Here is an 18,749-nt window from a genome sequence, read left to right as displayed (position 1 = left end):
CAAAGGACAAATGTTAATTTTTTTTCCCTTCTCGTAAGCGTCGGGTTTGATCTAATAATTCATCTACATCTTCTTGAGAGAGACGTTGTACATAATTAATTTTCACTTCTTCTAACAGATCAATTAATAGCCATTGCATCGTTTCTAAGGTTTGTTTATTCTGCATTTCATCGGTTAAAATTTTCATAAGTTGATCACTTAATTCCTTCATTAATTTTTCTCCCTCAGGATCATCTTCGAGGGCGACCAAGATACTATCATAAATGGCTTGATAGATTAAGCTCACAATTTGTTGTGTCATTTGATCTTCAAAGCGATAGAAACCTGGCATTTGACGTAAACCTTGAAATGCTGGCGAAGTATCTAAAACTTTTACAAAGTTATGTTGAACTACTGCTTCCACATCAGAACGAGCCTTGGGTAAAACCTGATAAACAGTCAAATTAATAAATAATTTAGTTAATTCGGCAATTTCATCGGTATCATTAAAGTTAATATAGTCATCATTATTAACTTGGGATAAAACATTTTCTAGTTCACCACCACGAATGGCTTTTTGAATCTGATTAATCGCTCGAACAAAAACAACTTCGGTAATATCTTCAGCAATACCAGCAACAAATCCTTGTGAAATTTGTCGTTTAACTGATTCTAATTCAATTAAATCAGATTGATCAATTCTCGTAGTAACAGAAATAACCCTTAGCCAGCGAAAAATAGGAATAAATAGAAAAACATCATACCAGCGCCACAACATACCATCAATCCAACGTAAACCAGTGTGGCGACGATGAATGATATAAGTTCTAACAGAAAATTCAAAGGCAAATAAAATCACAAATGGCAAGTCTAAATACCAAAACCAATCAATAAATTCTCCTGTCTCTGGATCAATTTGTCGAGAATAATTGGTTTCAATCAAAGGCGCAATTTGGTTATCAAAAAAGCGCATTTGTCGATCATAATTGCGGTCAGTTAAATGTTCAACAGTCCAAAATTCTTGAAAGGCTTGTTCAGAAGAACGTTCTCTCATGTGATCGCGCATCCGCCTTTTTATCGTTTCTAAAGTGGCAGTCTTATTAGCAACCTCAAAAGGATTTTGCTGAATCATTTCTGTACTTTGCTGACGCAAATCTGCTAAAATACGCTGGCTTTGAGTAGATTCTAAACCCGTTCGATTCACTTGTTGTTGTAAAATTTCCACCGTGCGTAAATAGCGTTCAGTATCGGGATGAGGTTCAATCCCTTTCACATGGTCATATCCTTCTGCTAAGAGAGGATTTTCTTCTAGAAAAGAGCGGGGAATTTGTCGATAAGCGTCCAGTAAAAATGGGGTATATTCTCTAATAAATTCTGATCTAGGAATATAATTGAGTCCCTCTACAAATAACCGAAATTCTCTTAGATAAAAATTACGAAATGGGATATAAGTAATATCAATAAAGACTAAACCTAAATTAAACAAGGCAATAAATGCCATTAATTGTTCAAAGCCAATGATCCATTTATTTTTTCTCTTTTGACGTTTATTATTTTTTTCTTCTAGCTTTCTTTGAGCAATCATAATTTTGTTCTTCGTCCTTTGTGGTTTGTCCTTTGTAGCCCAATGACTAATAACTAATAACCAATGACTAATGACTAATGACTAATTTCTAGCTGTGTTTTCCACTGCTTTGGCTACTGCAGTAGCAACTCGTTGATCGAAAACAGAGGGAATGATGTAGTTGGGTGCAAGCTCCTCGGAAGAAATTAGGGACGCGATCGCGCTTGCAGCTTCTAAACACATTTGTGAACTAATGCTAGAGGCGCGGCAATTTAAAGCACCACGAAAGATCCCCGGAAAAGCTAGCACATTATTAATTTGATTGGGATAATCACTGCGCCCCGTTGCCATGACAGCCACTTGATCAGAGATTAATTCAGGTTGAATTTCTGGAATCGGGTTGGACATTGCCATAATAATGGGTGAGTTTGCCATTGAGCTTACCATGTCTGGGGTTACGATATTAGGCACACTTACGCCAATAAAAATATCTGCCTTGTTCATGGCATCAGCAAGGCTTCCAGTTTGCTTAGTGGCAAATTCCTGTTTTTCAGGGGTTAAATGAGGGCTACTTTCGCTGACAATCCCTTTAGAATCACATAAAATAATTTGCTCTGGATTTGCCCCTGCTTGCTTCAATAAGCGCCCGATCGCGATACCCGCTGCCCCTGCACCATTAATCACAATTTTCAGGTCTCCTAAGGCTTTTTTAACCAGTTTTAGAGCATTGAATACAGCAGCCATTACAACAATTGCCGTGCCATGTTGATCATCATGAAAAACGGGAATCTCCAGTTCTTGACTTAAACGCCGTTCAATTTCAAAACAACGTGGTGCGCTAATATCTTCGAGATTAATCCCGCCAAAAACGGGGGCAATGTGTTTGACTGTAGTAATAATTTCTTCTGTGTCTTGGGTATCTAAACAAATCGGAAAACTATCGAGATTAGCAAATTCTTTGAATAAAATTGCTTTTCCTTCCATTACTGGTAAAGCACCAGCAGCACCAAGGTTGCCTAACCCTAAAACTGCACTTCCATCAGTAATCACAGCAACTGTATTACTTTTAATGGTGAGGGAAAAAACCTTTTCGGGATCTTGCGCGATCGCGCGACAGACTCTCCCTACTCCTGGTGTATAAGCCATCGCCAAATCAGATTGTGATTTAACTGCGATGCGACTCTGAGTATGGAGTTTTCCGCCACGGTGTAACTCAAAAGTCCGATCTAAGGCTTCAAGGATTTCTACTTGTGGGATTTGACGAAGGGCTTCTAAAACCTCCTCTCCTTGTTCACCACTATAAGCATCCACAATCAATTGCCGTTGAACTTGACCTGCTGGCGTTTGGTTTTCAAGAAGAATATCGCCAAGACTCCCCCCACATTGCGCGATCGCGCTGGTAATTTTTCCTAACATCCCAACTTGATTAGGATAAGACAGCCGAATTGCTAAACTGTAACTAGCATTGGGGGTTAACTTCACCATAGAATTAGTTAATATTTTTTAGTTATTAGTTATTGGTTAACAAAGGACGCAGGACTAACAACAAAGGACAAATTAATCTAAGACCTGAATCCTGTCAATGAGCCATGTTTCATCATCGCGAACTACATCATACCGCACTCTTAAAGTAGAATCATAGGAATCTTCTTCACTGAGTTCCCCATCCCGATAAAAATTAGACACTTCTCGAATGTTTGCTATTACTTCCCCTTCATTAGGATTATCTGGAGAAAATGCGATACTTTCAATGTTGATATTATGACTAAAGTATTGATGCCAGTTATTATTTTCTAAAGTTTCAGAACGAGCTTGCCATTGTGAAAGCAAAGAATCCGTTAAAATTTCCTCAAAGGCTTCTTTTTCATATTGGGGGCCAAAAGCCTGAGCTTTACTATTGAGCCAAGTGCGAACAATCTCTTCAGCAGTAGCTTCATCTAAAATGACAGGAGAATCATTAGACTCTAAAGAGGGAATCGGTAAGGGAGGATCATTCACTTGAATCGCTAAACCAAAGCGTTCGCGATCATTAAAGAAATTTGCCCAAAGAGCAGTTGCTCCTTGATAGATACCGAGTAAAACTAACGCGATCGCGCTTAAGCCTACTCCCCCCACCACCACTAAAACCAATATTCGAGAGGCAGGAGAAGAAAAACGGCGATGAGGACGACGTTTACGTCTTCTTCTTAAAGATGGTTTTGGAGAAGCGGAAGAAGACTGATATTCTGTTTCTGGTGAGGAGCTTTCTGGTAAACTAAAAACCTCACTTTCAGTTGGCTCATTTTCATTTTCGGAAGCAGGAGGGCCTTGAAAAGACTCTAGTATCTCCTGAACTGAGTTACTAGCAAAATAATCCTTTAAAGAAGCAGACTTATCCCTTAAATCCAAAAACTTCGGAAATAGCACTGATTCTAACCATTCTTCTGCATAGCGACATAATCCCAATAACAGATCAGGGGAATCACCTGCTTCACTGGAATAGGATTTAATTCGCGCGATCGAGCTTTGATCTTTACTTTTTTCAATCAAACTAATTGCTGTTTCCGTTTCTCCTAGCAATAAAGCGCATACTGATTGTTCTAAATAGACATCAGTTTCACTAGTTTCATATTGATGATCCCGCTCTAACTTTCTAAAAAAGCGTTTTGCCTTAAAAATATAATTTGGTTCTAAATAAGCAAATCCTCTAGCTGTGGCAGCGCAAGCCGCTAAATATAATCCTACTCCTGAAGGACGGTGCGCTTCTTTTGTAAAAAGTTCTTCTTGTTCTGCAACGGTTAAATACTCACGAATTTGTTGAACAAAATGGAGAAATTCATCAATATCTAATCCTGAATTATCAGGGATTTCTCCATCAATTCCTCCCCGCTTTTCAAACATTGTTTCTAAAAGTTCGAGAGCTTTTGTTACATTTTCCCCATTCTCTCCTCGTTGAGACACTAACTCAAAAATTCGATAAGGAGAAAGTTTCTCCAACTCATTTGCCATTTCTTCACGCAGCTGGGGAAATAAATTCCAATCCTCTAAAATCTGATATCCGTTCTTTACCGACTCTCCAGCCGCTTCATACTGTTCCTGTCGCCATAATTCTCGTCCTAGTTCCCAATGAGATAGAACCAAGGTTAAAACTAAATCTGCTTGCATCGAAGAGGAAAGTGTATGAGCCCGTGAGAAAGTAGCGCGTTCAGGGTGGGCTAAAACCCATGACACTAAATCCCTGACCTGTTCATACTCTCCGAGTTCATAGAGAATTAATAAAGCCCCCAATAACTGTTCTGGGGATTCTACCTGTAGAACAGGGGTTTGTGGCGCGATCGCGACTCCCTCTTCTTCGCTTTGAATATGAGGAAGCATTATTGTTTCTTCCTCTGCAACGTTATAACTTCTTAGGAGATAATTAGCATCATATTCGCTACGTTGCTCAGGATCAGATAATACTTCATAAGCTAAATCCAATAACTCCTTTCTCGCAGCCAAAGTTTCTTGACTGTATTCAGAACGAGGAGTTTGACGAAGGCGATCCTGATAAGCCTGCTCAATTTGTTCAGCAGTTGCTTGTAAGTGTCCACCAATAATTCGGTAATAGTCAAGTGGAATGCGCACAGTTAACGTCCCCAGCTTCGAGCGGTTACAGTTTATATATCTCTGATGGAGGACAATAGTATATCCTCTATCAGTTTGATTTTAATCGTTTTAAGGATGAATCTCCCAACATATTGTGGTAATTCTTATAGCAATTTTTTATCCTCGACCTGCTCTCAGCGATAAACTCTCCCTCCTTCCAAGGATTAGCGATAATAACTTAAAAGGAAATTAGGGGACGGAACTGCTGAAAAAATTTCCACTAGCTGAATAATTTTCCCAAAGCTCATTTCACCACTTAGAAGTTATCTTTTTCAGGAACTGGAGTTAAATTATTAGAACCATTTTGGCGAAATAGATTACCAGCAGAGTCATTTTGATAAATACAGCTAATGTTAGGAGAGTTTTCCAAAGAACCGGTAAACCCAAAAGTATTCATACGTCTTTTACACTGTTGTACTTCTTGATGACTTAGTAAATTTTTATCTTCTAAAATTGACCAGTTAGTGCTCCGCATGACACAACCTGGAACCATACTAGGTTGCGTTACATAAACACTAAAAGGGTTGAGTGTCATAAACACTCTCATGTCAGTAACAATGGCACTAGCACCGTATTGAGCGCAAAATTCTGGGTTGGGTGCACTTCGATCAATGACAACTCGGGAAGCAACATTTTCAGTATTGAAGTTAGCAGTGGAACTAAAAGCAATACCGATCCCAATTCCCAAGATGAGAACTCCGCCTAAAATTGCCAAATAGGTACGATTGAGATTAAAGAAAGAAGATTTTTCCCGTGAGGGAGACTCATCATAGTAACCGCGAGATGTACTGGAATTTCTTCTAGGTGTTTTTCGAGTCATTTGATCCTTAATGAATAGTCAGCTAGGTGAAGTTAGTTCTATTTTACTCAATGCTTGCAATTTACGTCATTTCATCATACTGTTCAATACTGGAGTTACCATCGTTGACTAATTTTTATGTCCCTTTTACAAAGTTCCTCTCAATTTTCTCTACAAGACTTTCTGCAGTTTCCCGAAATTAGCCCACCCCGCGAATATTTTAACGGTAAAATCTATCAGAAGCCTCGGATGCGAGGAAGACAAGAGAGAGTTTTAAATCGTTTATTTGTAGCAATTAATCAAACAGGTAAAAAGCAAAAAACTGCTTATGCCTTTACTAATTTGCGGTGTACCTTTGGTAATCAATATTCTCTCGTTCCTGATATTGCAGTTTTTAATTGGAATAATTTACCTGTGGATAGTCAGGGCAACCTCAAACTCAATCAAGAACTTATCCCCAATTGGGTGATTGAATTTTTATCTCCTGAAGAAAACTCAACTCATGCCCTCTCTAATATCTTAACTTGCTTACAACAAGGCTCACAACTAGGATGGCTAATTGATGCCCAAGAAAAAAGAGTGATTAGTTTCCCAAAAGGAGAACAACCCACAATGCATCAAGGTGATCAACCTCTACCTATTTTAAGGGGTCTAAAAACATTGCAACTGTCTCCTTGCGATCTGTTTCCTTCTTCTAGCTCTATCCGTTAGTTCTCCTTGTTTTTAACTTACAATAAAAAAATAATTGGCATCTGATATAACTTCATTACTTATACAAAAGTTGTCGCGAAAGGGAAACCAACATTGCTTAATTTCCAATTTGGCTGAATTATTTCTGATTGAACGACCACGGGATTAAACCCCGTGGATAGAATTGACTCAGATTGATCTATTTTGCTAAGAACTGGGCAACTTGTTTCGCAAAATAAGTCAAAATTAAATCAGCCCCAGCGCGTTTCATACTGGTCAGCGTTTCCATGACAATTTTATCTTCATCAATCCAGCCTTTTTCCGCAGCGGCTTTAATCATGGCATATTCACCACTCACATTATAGGCAGCTACAGGTAAATTGGTATTTTGACGTACTAACTGAATTACATCCAGATAGGCTAAAGCAGGTTTAACCATAACCATATCCGCCCCCTCTTGAATGTCTAGTTCAATCTCAGTGAGGGCTTCTCTGGAATTGGCTGCATCCATTTGATAAGTTTTCTTATCACCAAACTTTGGTGCTGAGTCGAGGGCATCACGGAAGGGGCCATAATAGGCAGAAGCATATTTGGCAGAATAAGCCAAGATTCCCACATTGGTATAGCCAGCATTGTCTAAACCTTCCCGAATTGCACCAATGCGACCATCCATCATATCAGAGGGGGCAACCATATCTGCCCCTGCTGCCGCTTGAGATACCGCCATTTTCACTAAGACTTCGACGGTTTCATCATTGAGAATTTCTCCTGTTTCGCTGACAATGCCATCATGTCCTTGATCAGAAAAGGGATCAAGTGCAACATCAGTAATGACAACGACGTCGGGAACTGTCTCTTTAATCGCCCGAATGGTACGCTGAACGAGTCCATTGGGATTATAACTTTCTGTCCCTGTGGCATCCTTTTTAGCTTCAGGAAGGGCTGGAAAAAGCGCGATCGCGCGAATCCCTAATTGGGCTGCTTCTTTAACTTCAGCAAGTAATAAGTCGAGAGTATAGCGATAACTCCCTGGCATAGAAGGCACTTCTACCCGTGTATTCTCCCCTTCGGTAACAAACAGGGGATAAATTAAGTCTTCCACATGAAGGTGGGCTTCCTGCACCATTTTCCGCAGGGCAGCATTACGGCGTAAACGGCGGGGGCGACGGGGAAGAGAAAGGGCTTGATGGGTTTTTAAATCGGATTGTAATGAGGAAGTCATAAGACGAGCTTTAATAATTGTCGAGTGTGAGTTTCACTACTGTTCTATTGTAGGGAAGTCTTGCCGTCCAAGCTATCATGATTAATAGACATGAAGCTCATATATAGTGCTTAAGTTTATTATCTAAGTTGTAAATTTATTAATTTCAGGAGGAAACCATGACAGAACAAACTCAATCTTCCAATATCCCTCAAAGTAGCTCCATTGAAGTGAGTGAACGGACTAATTCCTTGGTGAATCAAAATCTCTCTGATGCGTCTGAGCCAGTGAGAGAAGAAACTAAGCAACTCATCGAGGCAATTACTCGAAAAGCTCAATCAGAAACCCACAAAGCGGGAGAATTTGCTAAAGAGAATTACCTAGAAGCAGTACGTAATGCACGAGCGGAGATCGAACAACTCAATTTTGATCCCGAAAGAGTAGAAGAGTCAATCCGACTAATTCAAAAAGATGCAGAAGAAAACTGGGAATCCTTAGTCAGAGAAGTAGAAGACTTCGGAAATCGCTTAAACGAAGCAGCGACCACAGCTTGGTCAATTTTAACTGGAGCTGACAAAGATTCTGGCTCTTCTCAATCTTAGAAAAGCCGTTAGGGTGGGTTAAATTTCCCACCTTACAGGTGAACTATAACCTTAAGCGTCCGGTAGTAATCAACTGGTAGCCACTGACAAAACAGGCTAAAGAGCCCACAAATTGCCAAAGGGTAGTGGGTTTAAGAATTGCTCGACTACTAATAAACACTAACAAAATTCCGATCGCGATCGCGGCTGTTCCTAAAAACTTGCCTTCTGTTGGTGCAAAAAAGAACGCTAAGACCCCTCCCGTCAGAAATAGGATAGAACCCTTAGCACTCACCCCACGCCACCAGTAAGGGGAAACCTCAGTGGTAAATTCAATATTCTGCCCAAAGAGGTAGATTCCGTAAATCATGAGTGCTAAACCAATTAACTTTAATAACACCCTCATCCCTAATTAGCCTCCGCTTGTTGTCCTTGACGGCTAATTTCAGTTTGTAAGATAGAGAGAGCCTCCGAAAATTGCGGATCATCGGACGTTCCTAAGGTATCCCGATTTAAGCGCAACTCTTCTTCCTTGTCTTCATCAATCTCTAATACCACATCAGGATCAATTCCTTTTTCATCAATATCCCGACCATCTGGGGTTAAATACTTAGCAATCGTCACTGCTAAGCCAGAGCCATCCCCTAAGCCACGCACAGACTGCACTAGACCTTTTCCAAAAGTTTGTGTTCCGACCACAACAGCTCTGCTATTATCCTGTAAAGCCCCAGATACAATTTCACTAGCACTAGCCGAGCCACCATCGACTAACACCACTAAGGGCTTATCCGTTAAAGCTGTACCATTCGCACTTTGTTCATCTACCTTTCCTTGGCGATTAACTGTGGAAACAATTGTCCCCTCATCCAGCCACATCCGAGAAATTTCCACACTTGCTTGTAAAAGTCCCCCAGGATTTGACCGTAAATCTAATACATACCCTGAAATCCCTTGTTCTTCAAAATCCTCAATGGCACTACGCATTTCATCAGCAGCATTAGAATTAAACTGATTCAGGCGAATATAGCCAACATTTTGACCATCAGGAGTTTCTTGTAAGCGAGTTCTCACTGGGCGCACTTCAATTTCAGTACGAGTAATTTCATACTCTCGCTGTTCCTCACCCCGTTGAATAGTTAACGTTACTTGGGTATCCGGTTCCCCACGAATTAAATTTACCGCCTCATTGAGATCCATCCCCTCAGTGCTACGACCATCAATAGCTGTAATCAAATCTCGGGACTCAATCCCTGCATCAAAAGCTGGACTATCCTCAATGGGAGAAATGACTCGAATATAATCAGTGTCTTCATCTAAAGAAATTTGAATTCCGACCCCAATTAACTCCCCAGAAGTATCAATTTGTAAATTCTGAAAGTCTTCAGGATTCATGAAGCGAGTGTAGGGATCATCGAGTTCTTTGAGCATTTCCTCGATCGCGTCATAAGCCTCTTCTTTACTGTCATAAGAGCGATCTAAATACTCTTCTCGTACTGCTCGCCAATCAACTTGATTAAACGTAGCATCTACATATTGTTGATTGATAATTTGCCAGACTTCATCTACCAATTCCTTAGGGCTTTCTTGAAAAAACGCCATACTTTGGGAAAAATGAAGTCCAGCACCAGTAACAGCAACCGTTGTAACCATTGCTGCAGTTGCTCCAAGAACTAATCCGCGTTTCATCATCATCATAAATCCAAGGTGAAAGACAATTTTAGTGACTATCATTATGAGGGGGTTATGCCTAGACTAGCACAGCTTTTTATAAGTAGTTAGAAACAATATATTTCGCAAACTACTCATTCATGCGATAACTTAAAAATATAAAAAAATCGCCAAGGACAATTTTGGAAGCAATTTCAGCAAAAAACATGACTTCTACTTATTATGCCCATCCTGATATTCGACAACGGCGAGTTGCCCTTAAACGTCAACGACAACTCAAGATGCTGCAGTCTGTTTGGCGTACTCTTATTGTAACAACAATCACGGGAGGATTAGCCTGGGCTAGTTTCCTCCCCCAATGGGGACTGCGACAACCTGAAGAAATGGTTATACAAGGCAATGAATATTTAAGTAGTGAAGCTATCTATGACCTGCTAGCAGAAGCCACATCTGAACCAGTTATCACCCTTTCCCCTGATAAAATTAAAGGTACCCTAGAAAAGCAAGCTCCAATTAAAGAAGTTACTGTTACCCGTGAACTTTACCCTTCTCGTTTAACTATTGCTGTTAAAGAATCTCCTCCTGTAGCCAAAACGATTTCCAGCCCAACAACGGTTGCTCCTCTTGAAGAGGGTTATATTGATGCCAACGGAAGATGGATGTCGCAAGAGAAATACCAGTCCTCAGAAGCACTTCCTGCCGATGTTATCAAAGTAATTGGATATCGTGCCCATTATCGCTTACAATGGGCGAAAGTTTACCCAAAAATAGAAGCTATGTCCCTTGATGTTAAAACCATCAATTGGCAAAATCCTGCAAATTTGATTCTGGAAACTGAGTTAGGAAGTATTCACCTAGGAGGAAATATTGAACATCTTTCCCAGCAACTGGAAATGTTAGCCCAACTTCGGAATTTACCTCAAGAAGTGCCACCCAATCAGATTAGGCATATCAACCTCAAAAACCCCAACTTAATTTTAGTTGAATTAACTCAGGAGGGATAATTGATCATTGAGAAGGAATGATAGATAATTTTTAAGCATAGGTTCCTTCAAGGAAATTAAGCAGTTTTTACAGTTATACTTACTGAAAATTCTATCGAACTGTGAATTTATTTTTTATTGCTGAAATTAACTCTCCTAAAATACTGAACACTTAGCAAATCTAATCTGTATCAAAATGAATAGTGACGATCAACAGCGCACTCCCAGTAACTCCTCTTACCTTAGTAATTCAAAAGAGGATGACTATGAATTTGATGATATCGAAGAACTACTCAATTCTTCCCATAATGACTATCATAAACCTGTAAAAGAAGAACCAAGGAGTGATAATATTGTGCCAGGAAATTTGGCCAGAATTAAAGTAATTGGTGTTGGCGGTGGCGGTTGTAATGCTGTTAATCGTATGATTGCCAGTGATTTGACAGGCGTTGAATTTTGGGCAATTAATACCGATGCCCAAGCACTTTCCCGAGCCACTGCCCCGAACCGCCTACAAGTTGGAGAAAAATTAACCCGTGGCTTAGGAGCAGGAGGCAATCCCTCTATTGGGCAAAAAGCTGCCGAAGAATCCCGAGATGAAATTGCTAATGCCCTGGAAGATACTGATTTGGCGTTTATTACAGCAGGAATGGGAGGGGGAACTGGTACTGGTGCAGCGCCCATTGTTGCGGAAGTGGCAAAAGAAATGGGGTGTTTAACAGTGGGTGTGGTCACTCGTCCTTTTACTTTTGAAGGTCGCCGACGCACGGCCCAATCTGAGGAAGGGATTTCCGCACTACAAACCCGAGTTGATACCCTGATTGTTATTCCTAATAATAAACTGCTTTCGGTAATTGATGAACAAACGCCAGTCCAGGAAGCGTTTAGAGTTGCCGATGATATTCTGCGACAGGGAGTTCAGGGTATTTCTGATATTATTACGATTCCAGGGCTAGTAAATGTTGATTTTGCTGATGTTAGGGCGGTGATGGCTGATGCTGGTTCAGCGTTAATGGGCATTGGCACGGCTTCAGGAAAGTCACGGGCTGCGGAGGCTGCCAACCAAGCCATTTCTTCTCCCCTCTTAGAGTCATCTATTCAGGGTGCAAAAGGGGTTGTCTTTAATATTACGGGGGGCAGTGATCTAACCCTCCATGAAGTGAATACTGCCGCCGAAACGATTTATGAAGGAGTGGATCAAGAAGCCAATATCATTTTTGGGGCGGTGATTGATGACGAAAAAATGGAAGGAGAACTGCGTATTACTGTAATTGCTACGGGGTTCTCAGGAGAGGAAAAAAAGAAACCCCAGAAAAAAGAAAGCAAGACTACGACAAAAAATCCCAATCCCACTCCTGAGAAAAAGAAATCTGAATCTCAGCCTCAAGCTGATCCCCAAGAAAACCGCGGGTTAGACATTCCCGACTTTTTACAACGTCGTCGCCGTCGCTAAGGAGGAAAAATTAACCTTGTCTTGTCCAACTGCGTTGACTATTGCTGGTTCTGATAGTGGAGGTGGGGCCGGGATTCAAGCTGATCTACGAACTTTTGCCTTTCATCGGGTTCATGGCATGAGTGCTCTTACTTGTGTGACCGCTCAAAATACAGTGGGGGTGCAACAAGTGGATGCCCTTTCCCCAGAAATGGTAGCCGCTCAAATTGACTCTGTAATTAGTGATTTAGGGGTGCAGGGGATTAAAACTGGAATGTTGCTGAATCAGGGAATTATTGAAGCTACAGTGCGTCAAATTGAAAATTATGAGTTACAACCCTATTTAGTAGTTGATCCCGTCATGGTGTCTCGTAGTGGGGCGCAGTTAATTGATGATTTGGCAGTAGAGGTTTTAAGCCAGCATTTAGTTCCGCTCGCGATCTTAGTTACTCCTAATCGTTATGAAGCACAAATTCTCAGTGGGCAAGAGATTAATACTCTTGAGGAAATGAAAAAAGCAGCGGCAATTATTCACGAAAAAGGCGCTAAAGCTGTACTAGTTAAAGGAGGGGCAATGCCTCAAGAGTTAAGAGGGGTCGATGTTTGGTTTGATGGAGAAGACTGGGAGATTTTGAAAACGAAAAATGTAGAAACTAAGAATAATCATGGTACTGGTTGTACCCTATCGGCAGCGATCGCGGCAAATATTGCTTTAGGAAATCACTTAAAAAGTTCTGTAGAAAAGAGTAAGCAATATCTCACCACTGCTCTCGAATATGCTTTAGACTTAGGAAAAGGATCAGGACCTGTGGGACATTTCTTTCCCTTAAACCAAGATTCTTAAATTTTGCCCGCATACATAACGATTCATTGCTTATGACATCTCATCCTCGTTATCAGAGTATTTCTACCCCTTCTCAACAGAAAAATTTACCCACGGTTCCCATGTCGGTGTATCGAGAATTAGCAGGGGAACTGCAAGCAACAAAAAACCAATTAGACAATTTAAAACAAGAAAATCAACATCTTTATCAGCAAAATCAAAGTTTGCGCCTAGAAATTAGTAAACTCTCGCAATCTGTAGAAAGACTAGAGAGTATTTTAAGTGATGAGCAATCTCCCTCACCACCTAGTCATTTTTGGAGGTCTAATTCTCCTGACTCTCAGCAGGTAGATTTAGACAGAGAAGGTGCGGTAGAGTATCTTCCTGAGTCAGAAACCTTATTTACTGAGCAAACTGAGTCTTATCCTCGGAAAAAACGAGACAATTCTACTTCTGAGGAAGTCAATGGCTGGCTAGTTATAGCGGTAATTTTAATGATTATTGTGACTTTTACTGGAATTGGCTATATGGTGGTGCAACCACTGATGAATAATAATGATTGACATACTCCCCAGCCTAAAGGCGTGGGGATTCTTCAGCCTTCACAGGTTCGGAAATTACTGGTTCCTCAACAACGCTTGCTACTCCAAAAGACTCCAAATTAGAACCCTTTGAAGTAGTAGAGGCGTTTATTTCCCCAGTCGTTCCCTCCGAAGAGGCAGTTTCCCAATGCCCTTGGGTACTGTTATTCCATTCCATTCCTATAATTTCCATTCCTCTCTTAAGAATGTTGATAGCAGCATTTTGATCACGACAGAGTTCAGTTCCACAGTTAGAACATTGATGTGCTCTTGTACTTAATGACTTTTTCTCTCTGTGTCCACAGTTATGACAATCTTGACTAGTGAAAGCAGGGTTAACAGCTACAACTACCTTACCCCAAAGTTTGCCGTAATAGTCTAGAAACTGTGTGAATTGACTCCATGCTGCATCAGAAATGGACTTGGCTAGATTATGGTTTTTGACTAAATTAGAAACTCTTAAATCCTCATACGCCACGACATCGTTAGATGCCACTAGCGCCCGAGCTTGTTTCAAAGCCCAGTCTTTACGCTGACGTTGAACTTTAAGATGTTGTTTACCTAGTTGAACTCGTGCTTTGTGATAATTAGCTGATTGTTTCTGACCATGACGATACTTTTTGCTCAGACGACGTTGGAGTTTTTTCAGCCTACATTCAGACTTTCTTAGGAACTGAGGGTAGATGATTTCATTGCCATTTTGGTCTTTGACAAAATACTTTAGACCTAGATCAATGCCAATAACTTCCCCTGTATAAGTTCCTTCTTCAACTCGGTCTGCTTCTAAAACAAACTGAGCATAGTAGCCGTCAGCACGACGGATTACTCTAACCCGATTGATCTTGCTTCTCAGAATGTCTTCCCTAGCCTTACCATTACAGTAGAGAGAGAAAGTTCCAGCTTTGAAGCCGTCTTTGAAGGTTATGTAAAAACCATCGTCTGACAGTTTCCAACCACTGGTCTTATATTCCACCGAACGTGAGTTCTTTTTGAACTTAGGATAACCGACTGGTCTAACACCATTTCTATAGTTTTCGTAAAACCGTTTAACAGCTAACCATGCACGTTCAGCGTGGGCTTGTCGAGCCATACTGTTGAGTTGTTTAGCAAAGGGGAATTCCTGGGCTAATTCTTTACATAAAGAGTCCATAGAACTCTTCCCTACACCATGGTTGTCCATCCAATAACGCAAGCATTTATTTCTGATGAACTGTCCTGTACGGATAGCATTATCAAGTGCTTGGTATTGTTGGGGTGTAGCATGTTTTAATTTGGCTTCTCTAACTAACATGGCTCAACCTAGCCAGCTTAATTAACTTCAGTCTAGCAGATAGTTTTACCGCTGTCAAAATTCTAGTAAAGTCGTCCTAAAAGGACGAGGCTTTAGACCCAAAGATATGGTAAGCTATATGAAGATCTTTCACCTAGAGGTTCGCTTTTTTGCCTCTGAACTAGCCCAAATCGGAGTCGGGCTGAAATGCGGAGGTGGAGTTCCCACCCCCAGTTGCCTCATCACAAGAATCGCAGTTGTCCCCTGAGGCTAGTAAGTCTTAGAAAGAAAAGCTAGTTTGGAGAACGCCCACGTAAACATTATCGTTATCAGAGTTGTTCTCAGGATTGAACACAGCCATGACACCTGGGATAACGGAAATATTATCGTTAACAGGGAAGTCATAGGAAACTTCAGCTACATAAGCGCGATCGAGTTGAATGTCCTCTCCTCCGACCTCAAAGTCACTGGCTTGAGCAGGGCTGGCAAAACCAATAGCTAACTTACTTCCTTCTCGACCAACGTCAAAGAAGGCAACATTAGTCCCAAAGGCCCAGTCATCTTGACTATCACTAGACCCATCTACATCAAAGTTACGATCAACGTAGCTTACCCAGCCACCGATTTCTGTGCGACGACCGAGACGAGCCGCGCCACGGAGACCTACTGCATCTTGGGTGAAACTGCCATCTTCAATATCACTAGTACCATTTACAAAAGCGCTGTCAATGTCAAAAGCCTCAGAACCAATAGCTGTGCGACCATAGCCAAGACCAATATCAAAGTGATCGCCAGCGTAGTTGATGTTAGCCGCTGCGCTATAGTCTTGGAATAAGCCAGTTTGGGGATCTCGAGCATCACCACCATCGGCAGTATAACCAGCCCCAACAGAGATTCTGTCAGTTAAATTAAAGCTGGTGCTAATTCCAGCATCGCCACGACCACCGGGAAAGATACCAAGGTTATCACCTTCAAATGTGTAAATATCCCCGCCATCAATGAAGTCATTAAGAATGAAGCCACTACCAAAGTTATATTCAAAGGCTTCGTCAGGGTCAATATCGTTAGCTCCAACGACAATAGTTGCTCTTTCACCAAGAGGAAAACGATAAGTTAGGGTATCTAGTACAAAATCACCATCCGTACTTCGGATATCATCAAGACGAGTTAAATCACCAGCAAAGCCATCTCTTCCCTCTTCATGAGTAGCACGTTGAGTGAAGCCATCTCCATCAGCAGAGCGTAACCGAACTCGGAGCCGATCGCGCCCTGTAAAGCTTGCATCAAAGTTTAAGTCAGCTTTGTAAAGGAAACCAATATTGCTATCAGTATCTATATCGTTACTACCATCAAGTGTTGCTTTGCTACTGCCAAACCCCGAAGTGAGAGCAAAATCAACGCCACCACTTAACTGAGTCGTGGTGGAAAATTGAGTATCTTCGAGTTGACCAACACGCCCTTCTAAGTCATCAACACGGGTTCCGAGAGTGGTCAACTCCGCTTCAAATTCTTGTACTAGACGCTCTAGGGTTTCTAAATCTCCCTCATCAACTTGATCATCAGCGGCAATTAACTGTTCAATTTGTTGTAAGCAAGCATTCAAACCAGCGGCAAACTCATAACGAGTCATCGGCTCATTACCTCGGAAAGTGCCATCAGGATAACCTGCGATACAGCCGTAGCGTTCTACTAAGTTACGCAGGGCTTCAAACGCCCAGTCATCAGGGGAAACGTCTTCTAATTGGTTAACGTTGTTCACTTGATCAATTTCACCGAGGGAGTCGCCACCTTCGTTATTATAATTGTCAATCTGTTGCAATAAATCTTGTTCGGATGAGCCAGCACTTTCTGCCAAAATGGGGTCAGCTTGTGCTGCTATGAAGGAAACTCCTACAAGAACAGGAGCCACTTTCATTAAAGGAATCAATTTCAAGCTAGCCATCATTACCTCACACCACTAACTAACGTTATAAAGTTTTCTTCAAAAAAATAGTATTGACAAGGATTCATAGAATTGAGCAAGTCAATCATTTTAATGATAATTATTATCATAATAAGCGAAGATCTCTAATTTTGCAAGCAGAGTAGTGCAAGGTGGTAAGCTCCTTTTGAACAGGATTAAGCTAGCTTGTTGTTTACGGGTCAATTACTTCTGCGGATCTGCACTAGACTAAGAGAAAATAACGTTGGGAAGGCTGATGCTCAACAGTCTTTGCTCATTTCTCGGTACAATGTAATGGCTCACGATAGATAGAAGCTATGGTTGATATTCAAGCCTTACGAGGCACAAGAGATATTTTGCCCGAGGAGGTTAATTACTGGCAGCAAGTGGAAACCGTTGCCAAAAATATTTTTACTCGCGCAGCCTACACCGAAATTCGCTCTCCAATTTTTGAACAAACTGCCCTCTTTGAACGGGGAATTGGAGAAGCCACAGATGTAGTGAGTAAAGAAATGTACACGTTTCGCGATCGCGGCGATCGTAGTTGTACCCTAAGACCAGAAGGAACAGCAGGGGTAGTTCGCTCTTTTATTGAAAATGGACTGCACAGCCAAGGGATTCAACGTCTCTGGTATGCCGGCCCCATGTTTCGCTATGAACGCCCTCAAGCGGGACGACAACGGCAATTTCACCAAATTGGGCTAGAATTAATCGGCTCTCCCTCTCCTCTCGCAGATGTGGAAACGATCGCGCTAGCAACGGATATTCTAAATACATTAGGATTAAAACACCTAACCCTGCATTTAAACTCAGTGGGTAATGCCGAGGATCGGCAACGGTATCGAGAAGCTCTCATTGCCTATTTAAAACCCTACCAAAATAAGCTAGATCCCGACTCTCAAGAGCGTCTCACTCGCAACCCTCTTCGTATTCTCGACAGTAAAGACGAACAAACCCAAGCCCTCTTAAAAGATGCCCCACGCTTAATTGATTATCTTGGAGAAACCTCTCAACAGCATTTTGAAGCAGTGAAAGCACAACTAACCGCTCTTGGGATTGATTATATAATTAACCCCAATTTAGTGCGAGGTTTAGACTATTACACCCATACTGCCTTTGAAATACAATCAGAAGATTTAGGCGCGCAAGCTACCGTGTGTGGTGGCGGACGTTATGATGGCTTAATTTCCCAACTTGGAGGCAAGGATACCCCTGCAATGGGATGGGCGATTGGTATGGAACGCTTGATTCTACTCTTAAAGAATCTTAAAGAAGTTCCCAAACCGCGTCTAGACTTTTATGTGGTGTCTCGGGGCGATCGCGCTCCTGGTCAAGCTCTAATTTTAGCGCAGAAATTGCGTTATCAAGGATTTAGGGTAGAATTAGACCTAAGTAACAGTAACTTCCAAAAACAATTTAAGCGAGCTGATCGTCATGGCGCGATCGCTTGTTTAACTTTAGGAGATCAAGAAGTTGATCAGGGAACTGTTAACTTAAAATGGATGGCAAGCCAACAGCAGTCAGTTATCGAACAAAGTCAATTACTGGCTGATCCCGAAAAGCTCCATCAGCAAATTTTAGAGGCTTCTGCAAGCGCCTAACCCGAAAGAGT

Annotated in this window: 16 protein-coding genes; 7 read left to right on the top strand and 9 right to left on the bottom strand. The window is 41.3% G+C overall.

The genetic code is table 11. From position 1 onward, the window contains the following. Window positions 1-13 precede the first annotated feature (13 nt). The 4 genes from FRE64_RS04025 to FRE64_RS04010 all read right to left on the bottom strand — a co-directional run bounded on the left by FRE64_RS04025 (window position 14) and on the right by FRE64_RS04010 (window position 5,987). The gene (locus FRE64_RS04025) at window positions 14-1,564 is read right to left on the bottom strand and encodes a hypothetical protein (RefSeq protein WP_246140389.1); all 1,551 of its coding nucleotides are present in this window, start codon (window positions 1,562-1,564) and stop codon (window positions 14-16) included. Window positions 1,565-1,645: 81 nt separating this feature from the next. Continuing rightward, on the bottom strand, window positions 1,646-3,028 hold the full coding sequence (locus tag FRE64_RS04020) for an NAD-dependent malic enzyme (RefSeq protein ID WP_146294777.1): 1,383 nt from the start codon (window positions 3,026-3,028) through the stop codon (window positions 1,646-1,648). Window positions 3,029-3,100: 72 nt separating this feature from the next. Further along, window positions 3,101-5,146, bottom strand: a complete 2,046-nt coding sequence (locus tag FRE64_RS04015) for an IMS domain-containing protein (protein ID WP_146294776.1) — start codon at window positions 5,144-5,146, stop codon at window positions 3,101-3,103. A 277-nt stretch (window positions 5,147-5,423) separates the two neighbouring features. Continuing rightward, complete coding sequence (locus tag FRE64_RS04010; RefSeq protein ID WP_146294775.1) at window positions 5,424-5,987, bottom strand: DUF3172 domain-containing protein; 564 nt, start codon at window positions 5,985-5,987, stop codon at window positions 5,424-5,426. A gap of 117 nt (window positions 5,988-6,104) precedes the next feature. On the opposite strand from FRE64_RS04010, the gene FRE64_RS04005 reads away from it, so the two are divergent. Continuing rightward, window positions 6,105-6,677: a Uma2 family endonuclease gene (locus tag FRE64_RS04005; protein ID WP_146294774.1), complete on the top strand. Its 573-nt coding sequence runs from the start codon at window positions 6,105-6,107 to the stop codon at window positions 6,675-6,677. A 178-nt stretch (window positions 6,678-6,855) separates the two neighbouring features. Here the strand turns inward: FRE64_RS04005 and hemB are convergent, their stop codons facing one another. Then, the gene (gene hemB / locus FRE64_RS04000; protein ID WP_146294773.1) at window positions 6,856-7,878 is read right to left on the bottom strand and encodes a porphobilinogen synthase; all 1,023 of its coding nucleotides are present in this window, start codon (window positions 7,876-7,878) and stop codon (window positions 6,856-6,858) included. A gap of 158 nt (window positions 7,879-8,036) precedes the next feature. On the opposite strand from hemB, the gene FRE64_RS03995 reads away from it, so the two are divergent. Continuing rightward, window positions 8,037-8,459 (top strand): hypothetical protein, encoded by a 423-nt coding sequence (locus FRE64_RS03995; protein WP_146294772.1) that lies wholly within the window; start codon window positions 8,037-8,039, stop codon window positions 8,457-8,459. 43 nt (window positions 8,460-8,502) lie between these two features. On the opposite strand, the gene FRE64_RS03990 is transcribed toward FRE64_RS03995, so the two are convergent. Beyond that, window positions 8,503-8,844: a hypothetical protein gene (locus tag FRE64_RS03990; RefSeq protein WP_146294771.1), complete on the bottom strand. Its 342-nt coding sequence runs from the start codon at window positions 8,842-8,844 to the stop codon at window positions 8,503-8,505. A 2-nt stretch (window positions 8,845-8,846) separates the two neighbouring features. After that, the gene (gene ctpC, locus FRE64_RS03985) at window positions 8,847-10,133 is read right to left on the bottom strand and encodes a carboxyl-terminal processing protease CtpC (RefSeq protein ID WP_146297273.1); all 1,287 of its coding nucleotides are present in this window, start codon (window positions 10,131-10,133) and stop codon (window positions 8,847-8,849) included. Between the two features lie 179 nt (window positions 10,134-10,312). Here ctpC and FRE64_RS03980 point away from each other — a divergent pair, with 179 nt between their 5' ends. The 4 genes from FRE64_RS03980 (at window position 10,313) to FRE64_RS03965 (ending at window position 13,907) form a co-directional block, all read left to right on the top strand. Further along, complete coding sequence (locus tag FRE64_RS03980; protein ID WP_146294770.1) at window positions 10,313-11,110, top strand: cell division protein FtsQ/DivIB; 798 nt, start codon at window positions 10,313-10,315, stop codon at window positions 11,108-11,110. Window positions 11,111-11,285: 175 nt separating this feature from the next. Beyond that, the gene (gene ftsZ / locus FRE64_RS03975) at window positions 11,286-12,542 is read left to right on the top strand and encodes a cell division protein FtsZ (protein ID WP_146294769.1); all 1,257 of its coding nucleotides are present in this window, start codon (window positions 11,286-11,288) and stop codon (window positions 12,540-12,542) included. Window positions 12,543-12,558: 16 nt separating this feature from the next. Then, complete coding sequence (gene thiD / locus FRE64_RS03970) at window positions 12,559-13,365, top strand: bifunctional hydroxymethylpyrimidine kinase/phosphomethylpyrimidine kinase (RefSeq protein ID WP_146294768.1); 807 nt, start codon at window positions 12,559-12,561, stop codon at window positions 13,363-13,365. A 32-nt stretch (window positions 13,366-13,397) separates the two neighbouring features. Further along, window positions 13,398-13,907 carry an FtsB/FtsL family cell division protein gene (locus FRE64_RS03965; protein WP_146294767.1) on the top strand — a complete coding sequence of 170 codons (510 nt, stop codon included), beginning with the start codon at window positions 13,398-13,400 and terminating at the stop codon, window positions 13,905-13,907. Between the two features lie 13 nt (window positions 13,908-13,920). Here FRE64_RS03965 and FRE64_RS03960 read toward each other — a convergent pair whose 3' ends face one another. Beyond that, window positions 13,921-15,216: an RNA-guided endonuclease InsQ/TnpB family protein gene (locus FRE64_RS03960; protein WP_246140388.1), complete on the bottom strand. Its 1,296-nt coding sequence runs from the start codon at window positions 15,214-15,216 to the stop codon at window positions 13,921-13,923. A gap of 259 nt (window positions 15,217-15,475) precedes the next feature. Then, a complete protein-coding gene (locus FRE64_RS03955) occupies window positions 15,476-17,140 on the bottom strand; it encodes an iron uptake porin (protein ID WP_246140387.1) in 1,665 nt (554 codons plus the stop codon). A 314-nt stretch (window positions 17,141-17,454) separates the two neighbouring features. Here FRE64_RS03955 and hisS point away from each other — a divergent pair, with 314 nt between their 5' ends. Further along, window positions 17,455-18,738, top strand: coding sequence for a histidine--tRNA ligase (hisS, locus tag FRE64_RS03950; protein WP_146294766.1), 1,284 nt, complete (start codon window positions 17,455-17,457; stop codon window positions 18,736-18,738). Window positions 18,739-18,749 lie beyond the last annotated feature (11 nt).

It is taken from the genome of Euhalothece natronophila Z-M001, assembly GCF_007904085.1.
GTDB lineage: Bacteria > Cyanobacteriota > Cyanobacteriia > Cyanobacteriales > Rubidibacteraceae > Halothece > Halothece natronophila.
This window is presented reverse-complemented; position numbering and strand designations above follow the sequence as displayed.